The organism is Streptomyces longisporoflavus, from assembly GCF_014649775.1.
GTDB lineage: Bacteria > Actinomycetota > Actinomycetes > Streptomycetales > Streptomycetaceae > Streptomyces > Streptomyces longisporoflavus.
Window position 1 is genome coordinate 275,228 of the sequence record NZ_BMTR01000001.1, and the last position, 16,017, is coordinate 291,244.

Consider the following 16,017-nt stretch of genomic DNA (forward strand, 5'->3'; position numbering starts at 1 on the left):
GCCGGGGGCGTTCCCCGGGCGGCCCGGGGTTCGCGTTGATCACCCGCGGAGGCTCACTTCAGCCCCGGCCAGGGACCAGCAGATCATCCCCAGCCAGGGGGCAGCAGGTCCCACGAGTCATGGCGCAGCCACTGCTTGAACCGGATCGGTCGGCCGCGCCTGTGGTCGAGGGACAGCGGGACGATCAAGTCGCAGGTCGCCCGCCCGTCCCACCACACCGTGTCCGCCAGCGGGCCGGTCAGGACCAGCAGGGTGGAGAAACCGCAGCCCTTGTCCTGGAGGACGACGGCACCGGCTGTCTTCCAGTCCTCGAACCGGCCGACCTCGTCGTCCCAGACCTGCCACGCGGCGCGGTATGCGGCCTCGTCGTCGAACGCCTCGCGCCGCGGTTCGCGGTCCATCAGCTCGTCGTCGGCCTCGACATACGAAGAGGGATGCGGAAACGGCACCGTCAGCAGCGCGCGCCGCTCCTCGTCGTTCCCGTCCCACCACCATCCGTTCCCGGTCCGCCGCAGCCGGGCCGTCGTCCCGCCCGCGCTCACCTTGCGCAGATAGGTCCGGTATCCCCTGGGGAAGGTCACGCCGAGCTCCCGCTCGGCCTCGGCTATCTCGGCCCTGGAAAGAGGCGGCTCTGTCATGCGCCGAGCCTAGGCCGACCGCCGGATCGTCCTGCCGCCGGTGCCGGGCCGATACCGGTCAGGAATCGAGAAGCGCCGGTCCCGCGGCGCGTCCTAGCGTGCTTGCCATGGACGTCACCCTTCACGCGAGCTTCCTGCCGCACAGCGACCCCGGCGCCTCCCTTGCCTTCTACCGCGACACCCTCGGCTTCGAGGTCCGCGCCGACATCGGATACGACGGGATGCGCTGGATCACCGTCGGGCCCGTCGGCCGGCCCGACGTCTCCCTCGTCCTGCAGCCGCCTGCCGTAGGCCCCGGAATCACCGACGCCGAGCGCCGCACCATCACCGAGATGATGGCCAAGGGCACCTACGCCGGCATCCTGCTCGCCACCGCCGACCTCGACGGCACCTACGCGCGACTACAGATCAAGAACGCCGAGATCGTCCAGCAGCCGACCGAGCAGCCGTACGGCGTGCGCGACTGCGCCGTGCGCGATCCCGCGGGCAATCTGCTGCGCATCCAAGAACTCCGCTGAGCCGGCCGCGAAGATCACTGCGGCTCGCGGCCACGGATATCGGCGAAGCGTTGCCGCAAACTCGCCGGACGAAGTAAAACCTGACGTACTGCTCGATGCCGTTCAGATCGGGCCAGGCGATAACGACGGAGACCGCGCAGGCGGCTCCGCCCGACAGATGGAGAGACCATGAGCCCCGCCCCGAGGAAGAGCACGCAGTCGCCTGCGCTCCATGCCGCCGACAGCCACGACTTGATCCGGGTGCACGGCGCGCGCGTGAACAATCTCAAGGACGTCAGCATCGAGATCCCCAAGCGCCGGCTGACGGTGTTCACCGGTGTCTCCGGTTCGGGCAAGAGCTCGCTGGTGTTCAGCACGATCGCCGCGGAGTCACAGCGGATGATCAACGAAACCTACAGCGCCTTCGTGCAGGGCTTCATGCCGACGCTGGCCCGGCCCGAAGTCGACGTACTCGACGGTCTCACGACCGCGATCATCGTCGACCAGCAGCGGATGGGCGCCGACCCGCGCTCCACGGTCGGCACCGCCACCGACGCCAACGCGATGCTGCGCATCCTCTTCAGCCGCCTCGGCAAGCCGCACATCGGCCCGCCCAGCGCGTACTCCTTCAACACCGCATCGGTCCGGGCCAGCGGCGCGATCACCGTCGAGCGCGGCAACAAGACCAAGGCACAGAAGGCGACCTTCAACCGCACCGGCGGCATGTGCAACCGCTGCGAGGGCCGCGGCTCGGTCTCCGACATCGACCTCACCCAGCTCTACGACGACTCCAAGTCGCTCTCGGAGGGCGCGTTCACCATCCCCGGCTGGAAGTCGGACAGCCAGTGGACCGTGCAGGTCTACGCCCAGTCCGGCTTCGTGGACCCCGACAAGCCGATCCGCAGGTACACCAAGAAGGAGCTGCAGAGCTTCCTCTACGGAGAGCCCGTCAAGGTCAAGGTGAACGGAGTCAACCTCACCTACGAGGGGCTGATCCCCAAGATCCAGAAGTCGTTCCTGTCCAAGGACAAGGAGGCGATGCAGCCGCACATCCGGGCGTTCGTGGAGCGGGCGGTCACCTTCACCACCTGTCCCGAGTGCGAGGGCACCCGGCTCAGCGAGGGGGCCCGCACCTCGAAGATCAATCGGATCAGCATCGCCGACGCCTGCATGATGGAGATCCGCGACCTCGCCGAGTGGGTCCGCGGCCTCGACGAGCCCTCGGTGGCTCCGCTGCTCACCGCGTTGCAGCAGACCCTCGACTCGTTCGTGGAGATCGGCCTCGGCTATCTCTCGCTCGACCGACCCGCGGGCACGCTGTCGGGCGGTGAGGCACAGCGCGTCAAGATGATCCGCCACCTCGGCTCCTCGCTCACCGATGTCACGTACGTCTTCGACGAGCCCACCATCGGGCTGCACCCGCACGACATCGAGCGGATGAACAAGCTGCTGCTGCGGCTGCGCGACAAGGGCAACACGGTCCTCGTCGTCGAGCACAAGCCCGAGACCATCGCGATCGCCGACCACGTCGTCGACCTGGGCCCCGGCGCCGGTACGGCGGGCGGCGCCGTCTGTTTCGAGGGCACCGTCGACGGGCTGCGGGCCGGCGACACCGTCACGGGCCGCCACCTCGACGACCGGGCCGCGCTCAAGGAGAAGGTGCGGGAGCCCGCCGGCACGCTGGAGATCCGCGGAGCCACCCGTCACAACCTGCGGGGCGTCGACGTCGACGTCCCGCTGGGAGTGCTCTGCGTCGTCACCGGCGTCGCGGGCTCCGGCAAGAGCTCACTGATCCACGGCTCCATCCCCGCGTCCGAGGGCGTCATCGCGGTCGACCAGGCGCCGATCAAGGGCTCGCGGCGCAGCAACCCGGCGACGTACACCGGACTGCTCGACCCGATCCGCAAGGCATTCGCCAAGGCCAACGGCGTGAAGCCGGCGCTGTTCAGCGCCAACTCGGAGGGCGCCTGCCCCGAGTGCAACGGCGCCGGGGTCATCTACAGCGACCTGGGGATGATGGCCGGGGTCGAGAGCACCTGCGAGGACTGCGAGGGCAAGCGGTTCCAGCCGTCGGTCCTCGAATACACCTTCGGCGGGCGCGACATCAGCGAGGTCCTCGCGATGTCGGTGACCGAGGCCGAGGAGTTCTTCGCCAAGGGCGAGGCGCACACGTCGGCCGCACACAAGATCCTCGAACGGCTCTCCGACGTCGGGCTCGGCTACATCAGCCTCGGCCAGCCGCTCACCACGCTGTCGGGCGGCGAGCGCCAGCGGCTCAAGCTGGCCACCCACATGGGAGACAAGGGCGGCGTCTACGTCCTGGACGAACCGACCACCGGTCTGCATCTGGCCGATGTCGAGCAACTGCTCGCCCTGCTCGACCGGATCGTCGACTCCGGTAAGTCCGTCGTCGTCATCGAGCACCACCAGGCGGTCATGGCGCACGCGGACTGGATCATCGACCTCGGTCCGGGCGCCGGGCACGACGGCGGAAAGATCGTCTTCGAGGGCACGCCCGCCGCCCTGGTCGCGGACCGCTCCACCCTCACCGGCGAGCATCTCGCGGCATACGTCGGCGCCTGAGTGAGGCACTCCGGGCAGCGGGCGGCCACCAGGACCGCTGCCCGGATCCTCTCGTTTGGGTACGAAATCGCAGATTGCACGCAGACGATCCACTGAGTCAGTAACCTGCATTTGCTGGGCCATAAAGCCCGTGGCATGGGCATGCCACGGGCTTCCTGCCGTAAGGCGGCGTTGCCGGGAGCGGAGAGGATCGTTGCACTGGGCATGAGTGATGCGGGGAGCGGGGTCCCTTCGCCGCGGACCCCGCGTGCAGAGACAAGAGTCGGTGGCGGAGGCGCCCCTTCGCAATCCCCCCTCTACGACGCGCTGGTGCGCGAGTGGCTCGACCAGGGCCGGGAGGTGCCGCGCGCGCCCGCCCCGCGCTCGCGATGGGAGCGGGTCGATCCGCAGGACCTGTTCCACAGGGGCTGACCGGCCGCCGGTCGCCGCCGTGCGGGGGAGTGCGGTGAGCGCGGTGGGCGTCTGTGTCGCCTGACGGGAGCGGGGTCGCGGGCCGTGCGCGGGCGGCGAGCCAACGGCAGATGGCGCTGAGCGGGCACCGGTGCGAACACGGAAAACCGAGGGCGCGTACAACCCTTGTGCCCCATCCGGTGTCGAACAGGGCGCCGGACAAGGAACGGGCCCTTTCCGGACACCCTCGCGCTTGCCCGGCCACTTTCCTTTACAGGAGCCGCTCGTGCGCAAGAACCGTTCGGCCGCCCTCGCCGCGGCCTCATTCCTCCTTCTGACCGGGGCAGGCATCGCCGCCGCCCCCTCCGCTGTCGCCGGCACCCCCGGGGGTACGCACGCCGATGACCGCAACAGTGACTTCAACGGCGACGGATACGAAGACGTGCTGGTCGGAGCCCCCGGGGCAACGGTCAGCGGCCAGCAGGGCGCCGGTCTCGTCACGGCGCAGTACGGCTCTTCCAGAGGCATGAACACCACCTCCGTCGCCCGGTTCAGCCAGTCGACGGCCGGCGTCGCGGGCGCCGCCGAGGCGGGTGACGGCTTCGGGAAGGCCGTCGCCACCGGTGACCTGGACGCCGACGGCTACGACGACGCGATCGTCGGCATCCCCGGCGAGGACATCGGCGACACGGCCGACGCCGGTGGTGTCGCGATCCTGTGGGGCTCGAAGGAGGGTCTCAGCGGCGACAACAGCGACTGGCTGGAGACCCAGGAGCCCACCAAGGGCGAGCAGTTCGGTTCCAGCCTCGCCGCGGCGCACCTCACCGGCGAGACACCGGGCGACATTCTCGCCGTACTGGACCGGGACGACCTGGAGCTCTTCGCGTACGAGGCGGCGCCGCAGGCCGACGGCCGGGCGCCGCTGCGGCGCCAGGCCACCGAGCCACTCGCCGCGGCGGCCGAGCAGCGCGACATCGTGCCGAAGTCGCTCACCACCGGCGACTACGACGACAACGGCTACGCCGACCTCGTAGTGTCCGGCCTGACAGTGGGCGAAGAGCCGGGACACGGCTGGTCCGCGTACTTCTCGGGCAACGCCGACGGACTCAAGTACGAGCACGATCTGCGCGGCGGGCCCGTGACCGCGTCCGGCGACATCGACCACGACGGCTACGACGACCTGGTGACCGGAGAGCCCAACTCCCCGGACGACGGCGGCGAAACGCTGACCGGCGGCCTGGTGGGCGTCCGCTACGGCGGCGCGGACGGTCTCAAGGATGAGGCCAAGTGGTGGACGCAGGACAGCGTGGACGTGCCCGGCGTCGCCGAGCGCGGTGACGGCTGGGGCGGCGACCTGTCCGTGGCGGACACGAACGGCGACGGTTACGCGGACGTCGCGATCGGCGCGCCGGGCGAGGACATCGGCACGGTCGCGGACGCCGGGGCGGTCTGGGTGCTGCGCGGCTCGCAAGCCGGTCTGACGGGGGTCGGTGCCAAGTCCTGGGACCAGGACTCCGCGGACATCTCCGGTGTCCCCGAGAAGGGCGACAAGTGGGGTGGCCAGGTGCGCCTGACCGACCCGAACAGCGACGGCCGCTTCGGTCTCCTGGCCGCCGCGCCCGGCGAGAACGCCGGTGACGGAGTGATCTGGGTCCTCTCGGCGGGGGCGAGCGGCATCACCGCGGCGGGCTCCTGGACGTACGGCGCGGAGTCCCTTGGCGCACCGGGCAAGGGCGCGGCGTTCGGCGCGGCGATCGACGAGTAGGGCGTCACTCCGGAGGCAGTCGTGAGCGGGCAGCGTGTGCCTTCACGTGCCCACGGGCGCCTCTGCGTGGCTACGTATGATCGCGGCCATGTGCTCACGACTGCGTTCGGAGGCTGAACAGGCATGACAGAGAGCCGAGTTGTCATCGTCACGGGCGGCGGCACGGGCATCGGCGCCGCGACGGCCCGGCAGCTGCGCGCGGCCGGGCACCGCGTCGTCGTCTCCGGCCGGCGCCCGGAGCCGTTGCGCCGCATCGCCGAGGAGACCGGGGCGCTGGCCCACCCCGCGGACGCGGGGGACCCCGCCCAGGTGTCCGGCCTCGTCGATGCGGCCACGGAGGCGTACGGCCGCGTCGACGGGCTCGTGCTCAACGCGGGGATCGGGCGCGGCGGAGCGGTCGGTGACCTCTCGGACGAGGACTGGGACGCCGTGCTGCGCACCAACCTCACGGGCCCTTTCCTGCTGATGCGGGCCGCGCTTCCCCATCTCCTCGAGGCGCGCGGCTCGGTGGTCGCCGTCGCCTCGGTCGCCGCACTGCGCAACGGCGTGGCGAACGCGGCGTACGCCACGTCCAAGGCGGCGCTCCTCCAGCTGTGCCGCTCCCTGGCCGTCGACTACGGCAAGGCCGGGCTGCGCGCCAACACCGTGTGCCCCAGCTGGGTGCGGACCGAGATGGCCGACCGGCGGATGACCCGGTTCGCCGAGGAGGCCGGGCTTGGTGACGGCGGCGCCGACGCGGCGTACGAGGAAGCCACCAGGCTCGTCCCGACGGGCCGGCCGGGGCAGCCGGAGGAGGTCGCCGAGGCGATCACCTGGCTGCTCTCGCCCGCCGCGTCCTTCGTCAACGGTGCGACGCTGACGGTCGACGGCGGGGTGACGGCGGTGGACCCCGGCACCTCCGCGTTCGACTTCAGCATCGCACCGCGCGCGTAGGAGTCGCGACGGACGGGCGGGTCAGGCGAAGCGTTCCACGCGGAGCTGGGCGGGTGGGTACGGCGAGAAGGAGGTCGTGCCCACCGACCAGAGGCCGCCGTCCGTGCCGGGGATGGGGGCGATGGCCTCGGGCAGATAGGCCGACGGTGTCTCAGGACCGCGCTCACTGACCCAGGCCGTGCCGTCCCAGCGCAGATAGTGGGCGCGCTTCTGGTCCCAGAAGTCCCAGCCGGAGATCCGGTCGGGCCGCCCCACGGCGTCGCCCGTGATGCCGCTCAACAGGCCGACGGTGAAGGGCGGTTGGACGTTGGCCCACGCGGTGCCGTCCCAGTGCTGCAGTGTGACGCCGGGTGGTTTGCCGGGCGGCCCGCCGACCCCGTAAGCGAATCCGGTGAGCCAGATGTCGTCGTGCGCGACGGGGAGCAGGCCGGTCACCGAAGCGCGGATGCCGAGCGTGCGGGGGACCACGGTCCAGGCGCCGTCCCAGCGGGCGATGACGTCGCCGTAAACCCACACCTCACCGCCGGGGGTCACGCGGACGCCGGACGGTGTGGGCGCGGCCTCGTCCGGCAGCGGCCGGCACCAGCGCCACGCCTTGCTGTCGCCGTACATCAGCCCGGCGCGGTCACCGTGCCGCCCCGACACCCAGAACCGGCCGCCGGGACCGGACGCGATACCGGTCAGCCGTGTTCCCGCCTCGCCCCGGCCGGGGAACGCGGCCTCGCGCCAGGTCGTGCCGTCCCAGCGCAGGAGTTGGTCGTGTCCCGCGGTGTTCGTGCCGATGGCCCAGGCAGCGCCGCCCTCAGCGGCGGCGACCGCGCGCAGGCCGCCGCTGTACGACAGGTGGGAGACGTCGGTCCTGGACCAGGCGGAGCCGTCCCAGCTGACGGCGAGGGGAGTGCCGATGGTGCTTCCGCTGCGTCCCTGCTCGCCCACCGCCCAGGCCCGTTCGGGACCTGCGGCGGCGACCGCTACCAGGTGGGCGGCCGGCTGCCCGTCCGGGGCCGCGACCTGTTGCCAGGCCGCGGCGGCGGCCGAGACGGGCCGGCCGGTGACGGCGCCGGCGGCACTGGCGGCACTGGCGGCACTGGCCAACGGTACGGGCAGGGCCAACCCGGCCCCGGTGACGGCCAGTCCACGGACGAAGGCGCGTCTTCGCATGAAGGGGTCCCTTCTCGAGGTTTTCCGTGCGGTGCCTTTTCGGGGTCAACACCCTGAACCGGGCACGCGGAGTCGTCAATGCACGGAGGTGCGCAATTCGATGTGTGTCGGATTCCGGCCGCCGGTAACGTGACGCGTCGACTGAGGGGTGGACGCAACACATGACATCGGGCACGTCGAGCACCTTCCGTATCGGCGGTGAGATCGAGGTGCGCCGCATGGGGTTCGGGGCGATGCGCCTCCCGACCGAGGCCGGAGCGCCGAGGACGGCCTCGATCGCGTTACTACGGCGGGCAGTTGAGCTGGGCGTCACGCTGATCGACACGGCGTACATGTATGGCTGGGGAGCCAACGAGGAGCTCCTCGTCGAAGCGCTGCACCCCTACCCGGACGACCTGCTCATCGCGACCAAGGTCGCCATCGAGCAGTCGGCCCCCGGTGCGGAAGCGCAAGTCAACGGGCGGCCGGAGTTCCTGCGTGAGCAGGTCGAGCAGGCGCTCCGACGGCTGCGCGTCGAGCGGATCGGGCTGCTGCAGATGCACCGCCTCGACCCGGAGGTGCCGCTCGCCGACCAGCTCGGCACGCTGCGGGAGCTCCAACTCGACGGGAGGATCGGCCACATCGGCCTGTCCGAGGTCACCGTCGACGAACTCGAAGAGGCGCGGCGGATCGTCGACGTGGCGAGTGTGCAGAACCGCTACAGCGTGCTCGATCGCGAGCACGAGGCCGTGCTGGACGCCTGTGACGCGGCGGAGATCGCCTTCCTGCCCTGGCGTCCCGTCCACCCGGCGGCATCCACGGCGACCGCCGAGATCGCGGCCGTGGCGGCGGAACTGGACGCCACGGCGGCGCAGGTCGCTCTCGCCTGGCTGCTCGACCGCTCTCCGGTCGTGCTGCCGATCCCGGGCACGGCCTCGCTCGACCACCTGGCGGAGAACGTAGCCGCGGCGAACCTGCGGTTGAGCGACGAGCAGCGCGAGCGTCTGGACCGGATCGCGAAGATCTGACCCTCAGCCCGTCTGCGGGCGGTCGATCCGGAGAAGGTAGTGGCCGCGGTCGTCGACGGGGTTGTCGGGTTCGAGTGACACCTCGGCGACCCGCCGCAGACCCGCCTTCTCCAGCGCACGCCAGGAAGCCTGGTTGCCCCTGTGTACGGGGACCAGGATCGCGGTGGCTTCGGGGTCATCGGCCCAGGTGGCCCGGACGATCGCCCGGATCATGCGTGTGCCGAGCCCCTGGCCCACCCGGAGGGGGTCCCCGATGAGGTAGTCGATGGACACGGAGCCGCGGGGGATCTCCGCCTGGCCGGCCAACTCGTCGCCGTATTCGGGGTAGTCGGCGAAGCGGGAGCGCTGGACGAGGCCGAACGGTTCGCCGTCGAGCAGCATGAGCAGGTCCTCGGAGGGCTCCTCACCGCGCGCCGCCGGGCCGAAGTCGCGTGCCACCGCTTCGGGCGAGGTCTCGTGGTTCCACCAGCGTGCGACATGCGGTTGCTCCAGCCACTGCCGAAGCAGGGGGAAGTCCGGTTCCGCGAGTCGCCGCCAGCTGATCATCGTGTGCACTCACCCTCCGTACGTCGCCTCGGACTCACCAAGGACCGCCGCGAAGTCCGCCGCGAATCGTGCCGCGTCCGGCACCTCCAGTGTGGCGGTGGTGACCCGTACGGCCGTAGGCGTGGCGATACGGAACCGGGAGCCCGCGGCCACCCACCACCCGCGCGAGCGCAGGCCGTTGACCACCGCGGACTCGTCCCGCACCGGCACCCATACGTTCATCCCGCTCGCGCCGTGGGCCGCGATGCCCAGCCGAGTGAGTTCTCCGGTCAGCGCCCGGCGCCGCTCGGTGTAGACCCGCTCGGCCTGCCCCACAAGCGCTCGGGCCGCGGGATCGGTCATCGTGCGCTCAAGGGTCTCCTGCAGTAGGTGACTGACCCACCCCGAAGTCATCAGCATCCGCCCCTCGTGCCGGGCCAGCGTGGTGGCGTCGCATGCCAGAGCCGCCCAACGCAGGTCGATGCCCAGGTGCTTGGACACGGTCCGCACCTGGGCCCAGCGTCCGAGTCCGCCGGCCGCCAGCGTGTACGCGGGCGCGCCCGCGATGTCCGCGTTGTGGTCGTCCTCCACGACAAGCACCTCCGGGAAGCCGCCGAGGACTGCGAGCAGGGCATCGCGGCGCACCTTGGAGAAGGTGCCGCCCACCGGATTCTGCGCCCGCGGACTGCACACCACGGCCCTGGCCCCGGCCTGGAGCGCGCCGCGCAGCGCCTCCGGCCTGATCCCCTCTTCGTCCACGGCCACCGGCACCATGCGCAGGCCCAACGCCGGTACCAGGTCGAGGAGATGGTGGAAGCCGGGGTCCTCGACGGCCACCGCGTCGCCCGGTCGCAGCTCCGTGGACAGCAGCCGCGCCATGCAGTCCAGGGCGCCGTGCGAGAAGGTCACGCGGCTGTCCGGTACTCCGTCCCGGGCGAACCATTCCCGCGCCAGCTCCTCAAGTGCCGGACGGCGCGGAGAACCACGGTGCGAGCCGCCGACGGGGTCCACCCGGCCGGGCGGCAGCAGCACGGGAAGGAGCGCCGGGTCCGGATGTCCGCCCGACAGATCGCGGACCCCCGGCGGCACCTTCGCCGGACGGCGCGCTCCGACCGCGGGGGCGCTGGCCACCACCGTCCCGCCCCGGCCGAGCGTCACGACGATTCCGCGCTGCCGGAGTTCTTTGTATGCGGTCGCGACCGTGCCCGCGCTGACTCCGAGTTCTTCGGCGAGACGTCGTACCGGAGGCAGTGCGTCGCCCGGCCCCAAGCCGCCCTCGGCCACGCCTTGTTCGACCGAGGAGGTAATGCCCTTGGCGGTCGTACCACTGATCGCATATTGTGCTGCCACGTAACGCAGTATGTATCAGTACAAAAGCAAGAGTCAAGCGGACGCCGGAACGTCACATCGCATCGCATCGCATCGCAGAGCAAGGGGGAGTGGTGAGCCTCAGTCGCAGGCGGGCCGCACTGTACGCACGGATACCAGGGGGCCTCGACGGCCGGCGCATGCTCTGGATCGCCCTGATCAACAAGGCGGGCACCGGACTGTGGATGGGAGCAGCCGCCCTCTACTTCACCCTGGTCACCGGGCTCTCCGTCGCCGAGGTCGGCATCCTCATGGGGGTATCGGGCGCCGTCGGCATCGCGGGCGCGCCGCTCGCGGGGCACCTCGCCGACCGCTTCCCCGTCACGCGCGTCATGATCGGATCCCAACTCCAGCAGGCCATCGCCCTGTTGGCGCTGCTCACGACGGACAACTTCGCCCTACTCCTGCTGTACTCGGCCGTCAACAGCCTCGCCGACCGCGGCGCGAACGTCCTCACCAAGCTGTACGCCGCCCGCATCGCGGGCCCGGACCGCACCAAGTACCAGGCCGTGCAGCGCTCGGTCTCCAACGCGGGATGGGCCATCGGCGGCCTGGCCGGGGCGCTCGCGCTGGCCGTCGGCACCACCTACGCCTACCAGGCCCTGCTCATCGGCAACGTGCTCAGTTTCCTCGTCGCCTCGGTTCTCACCATGCGCTGCGCGGAACCGCCGTCGCCCTCCCGGGTGGTGACCGACTCCACGGTCCCCGCACGCCCCGCTCAGCCCTCCAACCCGTGGCGCGACCGCCCCTATCTGCTGTTCACCGCCACCGAGGCGGCGCTCTTCCTCGACGACGCGGTGCTCCAGGTCGGCCTGCCGCTGTGGATCGTCCACGCCACCGACGCCCCGCACGGCCTCGCGCCGCTGCTCATGGTCCTCAACTGCGTCCTCGTCGTCTGCTGCCAGGTCCCGCTGTCCCGCTTCGGGGCCACGCCGGACGGAGCCCGCAGGCTCCTGGTCCCCCTCGCGGCCTGTTTCGTCGTCGGCTGCGCCGCCATGACCGTCTCGGCGGCGGGCGGCACCTGGCTCGCCGTCGTCGCCCTCGTGATCGCGGCGATCGGGTTCACCTTCGCGGAGATCCTGCACGCCATCGCGTCCTGGGAACTCTCCATCGCGCTCGCCCCCGACGACGCACAGGGCGCCTACCTCGGCGTGCACGGCCTCTCCTCGTCCGCCCAGCGCAGCGGGGGACCGCTCCTGGTCACCGCCGTGATCACCGCGGGCGCCTTCGCCTGGCCGCTGCTCGGGGCGGGTGTGATCGCGACGGTCGCGGCGCAGAGCCGTCTCGTACGCAAGCGGCTGACGCCCGCGACGGCGTACCGCCCGCCGCGGTTGCGCGGCGGGCGGTACGCGGGGAGGCGTTGAGAGCCCGCGGCCTCAGCGGCCGATGCGGATGCGGTGGACCTGGTCCTGGCCCTCGGGGCCCGTGCCGGACTTGTCGACCACGAACGCCGTGCCGCCCGTCACCTGGACGTGGTTGGGGTTGGCGCCGGTGGCGAGGGTCTCGACGACGGCGCCCTTGGCGGGGTCGACGACCGTCACGGTGCCGGGGGTGCGGTTGGCGACCAGGACACTGCCCGTACGCCGGTCGGTGGCGACGGACAGGGCGCCCGCGCCGGTCGGCACGGACTTCGTGACCGCACCCTTTTTGAGGTCGACGACCGAGAGGCCGCCGGCCGCCTGGTCGGCGGTGTAGGCGGTGCGGCCGTCCTTGGAGAGCGCGATGGAGATCGGGCCGTCACCGGTGGGGATCAGGCGGGGGCTCTCGCTTTTGCGGGTGATCTCGATGATGCGGTCGCCGTTGAGGTCGGCGGCGTAGGCGGTGCCGGTCCGGGCGTTCACGGCGAGGCCGGCCGGGCCCGATCCCTCGACCGTGACGCGCTTCTTCTCCTTGAAGGTGCGGGTGTCGAAGGCGACCACGGTGCCGTCGCCGAAGCTGCTCGCCCACGCCGTGTTGTGCTTGGCGTCCACGACGATCTCGCGGGCGTGGTTCACGCCGGGCAGTGAGACGAGGTGCTTGCCGGTGCGCTGGTCGTAGACGGCGACGGAGTTGTCGCGGGTGTTCGTCGTCCAGACGGTGTTGTGCTCGTCGTCGACAGCGATTCCGTAGACGGCCTCGACGGCGCCGGTCCCGGCGTTGGTCACCGGCGGCGTGTAGCTGTCCTTCACCTTCAGCGTGCGCGGGTCGACCTTCAGGAGGCTGGAGGTGGTGACCGGGGGCCGGCCCACCGCGGAGGTGGCCCACAGCACGTTGTTCCGCTCGGAGTACGCGGACTGGTAGAGCCCCTTCACGAGCGGCGCGGACTCGACGGTCGAGCCGGAGCCTTTGCCGGTGCTCTGGCCGGGCTGCGCGGAGGCGGTACCGGTCAGGGCCAGCGCGCTGCCCGCGGCGAGGGCCACGGCGACTGCGGCGGTACGGCGGATGCGGCAGGTGAGTGAGGTCATGCTGCGTCAATCTCCTTGACTGGGGCGCCTCCAGGAGAGGCGATCACTCGCTAACTTAGCTTAGCCTAACCTAAGTCTCACACCTCGAATTGTGTGGCGCCCGCCACACCTGACTCTATGGCCCCTAGGGGTAAGGCGGGGGCAAACCCCCGCCCGGGAAAGCCAGTTGGCCGGATGGGGCCGCCGGGGAAGACCGGCGAAGCTCTTTCCCATGACGAAGATCAAGCGAAACGCAGCCCTGCTCGCCGCCTCCGCGGCCGTCCTCGGTCTCACCGCACCGGTGGCCGCCACGGCCTCGACTCCCGCCGCCCCCGACGCTGCCTCCGCCGCCGCCCCTCTCGACTGGAAACCGTGCGAAGGCAGCGGCCTCGACCCCCGCCAGGAGTGCGCGACCGTCGAAGTCCCGATGGACTACGCCCACCCCGAGGGCGAGCAGATAGGCATCGCGGTCTCCCGCATCCCCGGCGAGAACCCCGACGCGCGCCGCGGCGTTCTGCTCCTGATCCCCGGCGGGCCCGGCGGCTCCGGCATCAACAACCCCTCGGGCAAGGGCCAGAAGCTGCCGCAGGCGGTCCGCGACGCCTACGACCTGATCGGCTTCGACCCCCGCGGCCTCGGCCGCTCGTCGCCGGTCAGCTGCGACTTCGAACACGCCGACCTGGCCACCTCGGCGCTGCGCCCCTGGCCCGCCGCCGACGGCTCCATCACCGGCAACATGACCGTCGCGCGGCGGACGTCGGACGCCTGCGCACGCAACGGCGGTGAACTCATCCGCCACATCAACACCGCCAACCAGGCCCGCGACCTCGACCGCATCCGGGCGGCGCTCGGCGAGCGGAAGGTCTCCGCGTGGGGTGTCTCCTACGGAACGTACGTCGGAGCCGTCTATAGCCGCCTCTTCCCGCACCGCACCGACCGCATCGTCCTTGACAGCAATGACGACCCCGACCCCACCCGGGTCTCGCGCGCCTGGATCGCCGGGCACGAGCAGGGCGTAGAGGACACCTTCCCCGAGTTCGCCGAGTGGGCCTCCGAGCCCGGCAATCCGGACCGCCTGGCCGGGACGGCGGCCGAGGTGCGCCCGATGTTCCTGCGGCTCGCCGCCGAGCTCGACCGTGCGCCGATCCCGTGGCCCGGCGCCAACCCGGAGGAGCTCAACGGCAACGTCCTGCGCCAGAGCCTCCTGAACACGCTCCACGACCCCGACGGATTCCCCGGCTTGGCGAAGCTGATCCTGGCCGCCCAGCGGGGCACGGTCCCGCCCGCCCCGCAGGCACCGCCGGAGCCGGCGCTGCAGAACGCCGTCGCGGTGGGCTCCGCGGTCCTCTGCAACGACGTCGAGTGGCCCGAATCGACGGCCGCGTACGAGAAGGCGGTCGCCGAGAGCCGCAGCAAGTACCCCCTGACCGCGGGCATGCCGAGGAACGCGATGCTGTGCGCCGCCTGGCCGTTCCGGCCGAAGGAGGCGCCGGTCCGCATCACTGACGGCGGCCCGTCGAACATCCTCCTCGTCCAGAACGAGCGCGACCCGGCGACCCCGCTCGCCGGAGCCCTCAAGCTCCGCGCGGCCCTGGGCAAACGAGCCACGATGGTGACGGTGAACTCGACCGGCCACGACGCCTACCTCGCCAACGGCAACGCGTGCGGCGACCGCACCGTCTCCCGCTACCTGGCAACGGGTGAGCGCCCGGCGCGCGACACGTACTGCGACTAGGCCGAGGCACCGCCTCTTCGGACCAGCAACTCCGCGGTGTCCAGGAAGGGCCGACCGAACTCCTCCGCGCCGAAGCCGAGCACATAGAGTCCCGTAGATACCCGCTCGAGAAAGCCCCACTCCCAGATCGCCCGCTGATCCACCCCGGTCCGGTCCGCGAGCAGCGCGCAGTACGAGTGGACGAGCCCGCGGGCCGTGGCTCTGTCCTCGCCCCGCAACTCCGCGCACCAGTCGCGGAGCACGACCCCGAGGTCGTACGCGGGATCGGCGAGGAACCCGTCGGGGTCCACGAAGACGAACCCCGCTCCGGCCCCGGTGCGCGGTGCGGCGACACGCAGCGCGTTTCCGGGGTGAGGGTCGCCGTGCACGACGACACAGCGCCCGGGGTCGAAGGCGGCGGCGCGACGCTCGGCGAACGTCAGCGCCTGGCTCACGACCCGCTCCGGGCAGGGCCGGCCGAGACTCTCCCACAGCCGCCCGACCATCTCGCCCAAGGTGCGGGCCTTGTCCTTCGCCGGATCGACGGTCAGCTCCGGAGCGCGGGGTACTTGCCAGGCACTCCGCAGCATGGCGCACAGTGTCTCGATCTGCTGTCGCGGTGCGAGCCCGAGCCGGTCCAACGACGGCCCGAGGGCTTCCTGGAGCATGGCGTGCCGCTCGGAGTCGTGCGCGAGCAGGCGCGCGTATCCCCGGCCGTCCGCCAGACGCAGAGTCTGCACCTGGCCTGCGAAGTCCGGTGCGGGCAGCGAGAGTTTGAGTACCGCGTCCCGCCCGTCACCGGTCCGCGCCCGCGCCACATAAGAGGAACTGCCGCCGGACAACGGCTGCCCGACGTCGATGGACCACCGCCGCTCCAGATCGTCGATGAGGCCGGGCAGCCCTGCGAGCCACTGCTCCCCGGCTATCCCCAGACTCCGGGCCTTCTGGCGTACGAGAGGCTGCACTTCGACGGTCGGCTTGGTCACGGCGTTGATTATGAGGCCGGTAACGGA

The 16,017-nt window shown here is 71.3% G+C and carries 13 protein-coding genes; 7 read left to right on the forward strand and 6 right to left on the reverse strand.

The window, feature by feature from the left end:
• Positions 1-83: 83 nt before the first annotated feature.
• A complete protein-coding gene (locus IE226_RS01315) occupies positions 84-638 on the reverse strand; it encodes an SMI1/KNR4 family protein (protein ID WP_229870297.1) in 555 nt (184 codons plus the stop codon).
• Between the two features lie 107 nt (positions 639-745).
• On the opposite strand from IE226_RS01315, the gene IE226_RS01320 reads away from it, so the two are divergent.
• From IE226_RS01320 to IE226_RS01335, 4 genes are all read left to right on the forward strand, one after another.
• Complete coding sequence (locus IE226_RS01320; protein WP_190079042.1) at positions 746-1,156, forward strand: VOC family protein; 411 nt, start codon at positions 746-748, stop codon at positions 1,154-1,156.
• 168 nt (positions 1,157-1,324) lie between these two features.
• Positions 1,325-3,718, forward strand: coding sequence for an ATP-binding cassette domain-containing protein (locus IE226_RS01325; RefSeq protein ID WP_190079043.1), 2,394 nt, complete (start codon positions 1,325-1,327; stop codon positions 3,716-3,718).
• 676 nt (positions 3,719-4,394) lie between these two features.
• Complete coding sequence (locus tag IE226_RS01330) at positions 4,395-5,873, forward strand: integrin alpha (protein ID WP_190079044.1); 1,479 nt, start codon at positions 4,395-4,397, stop codon at positions 5,871-5,873.
• A gap of 123 nt (positions 5,874-5,996) precedes the next feature.
• Positions 5,997-6,806, forward strand: coding sequence for an SDR family NAD(P)-dependent oxidoreductase (locus IE226_RS01335; protein WP_190079045.1), 810 nt, complete (start codon positions 5,997-5,999; stop codon positions 6,804-6,806).
• Positions 6,807-6,827: 21 nt separating this feature from the next.
• On the opposite strand, the gene IE226_RS01340 is transcribed toward IE226_RS01335, so the two are convergent.
• Complete coding sequence (locus tag IE226_RS01340) at positions 6,828-7,967, reverse strand: hypothetical protein (RefSeq protein WP_190079046.1); 1,140 nt, start codon at positions 7,965-7,967, stop codon at positions 6,828-6,830.
• A 161-nt stretch (positions 7,968-8,128) separates the two neighbouring features.
• Here IE226_RS01340 and IE226_RS01345 point away from each other — a divergent pair, with 161 nt between their 5' ends.
• Positions 8,129-8,974: an aldo/keto reductase gene (locus IE226_RS01345; protein WP_190079047.1), complete on the forward strand. Its 846-nt coding sequence runs from the start codon at positions 8,129-8,131 to the stop codon at positions 8,972-8,974.
• Positions 8,975-8,977: 3 nt separating this feature from the next.
• On the opposite strand, the gene IE226_RS01350 is transcribed toward IE226_RS01345, so the two are convergent.
• On the reverse strand, positions 8,978-9,520 hold the full coding sequence (locus tag IE226_RS01350) for a GNAT family N-acetyltransferase (protein ID WP_190079531.1): 543 nt from the start codon (positions 9,518-9,520) through the stop codon (positions 8,978-8,980).
• 9 nt (positions 9,521-9,529) lie between these two features.
• Positions 9,530-10,849, reverse strand: coding sequence for an aminotransferase class I/II-fold pyridoxal phosphate-dependent enzyme (locus IE226_RS01355; protein ID WP_190079048.1), 1,320 nt, complete (start codon positions 10,847-10,849; stop codon positions 9,530-9,532).
• A gap of 158 nt (positions 10,850-11,007) precedes the next feature.
• Here IE226_RS01355 and IE226_RS01360 point away from each other — a divergent pair, with 158 nt between their 5' ends.
• A complete protein-coding gene (locus IE226_RS01360) occupies positions 11,008-12,231 on the forward strand; it encodes an MFS transporter (protein WP_190079049.1) in 1,224 nt (407 codons plus the stop codon).
• A 12-nt stretch (positions 12,232-12,243) separates the two neighbouring features.
• On the opposite strand, the gene IE226_RS01365 is transcribed toward IE226_RS01360, so the two are convergent.
• Positions 12,244-13,311 carry a YncE family protein gene (locus tag IE226_RS01365; protein WP_190079050.1) on the reverse strand — a complete coding sequence of 356 codons (1,068 nt, stop codon included), beginning with the start codon at positions 13,309-13,311 and terminating at the stop codon, positions 12,244-12,246.
• A 211-nt stretch (positions 13,312-13,522) separates the two neighbouring features.
• On the opposite strand from IE226_RS01365, the gene IE226_RS01370 reads away from it, so the two are divergent.
• Entirely contained in the window at positions 13,523-15,025 is a 1,503-nt protein-coding gene (locus tag IE226_RS01370) for an alpha/beta hydrolase (RefSeq protein ID WP_190079051.1), read from the forward strand.
• On the opposite strand, the gene IE226_RS01375 is transcribed toward IE226_RS01370, so the two are convergent.
• The gene (locus tag IE226_RS01375; protein ID WP_190079052.1) at positions 15,022-15,990 is read right to left on the reverse strand and encodes an aminoglycoside phosphotransferase family protein; all 969 of its coding nucleotides are present in this window, start codon (positions 15,988-15,990) and stop codon (positions 15,022-15,024) included. The genes IE226_RS01370 and IE226_RS01375 overlap by 4 nt on opposite strands.
• Positions 15,991-16,017 lie beyond the last annotated feature (27 nt).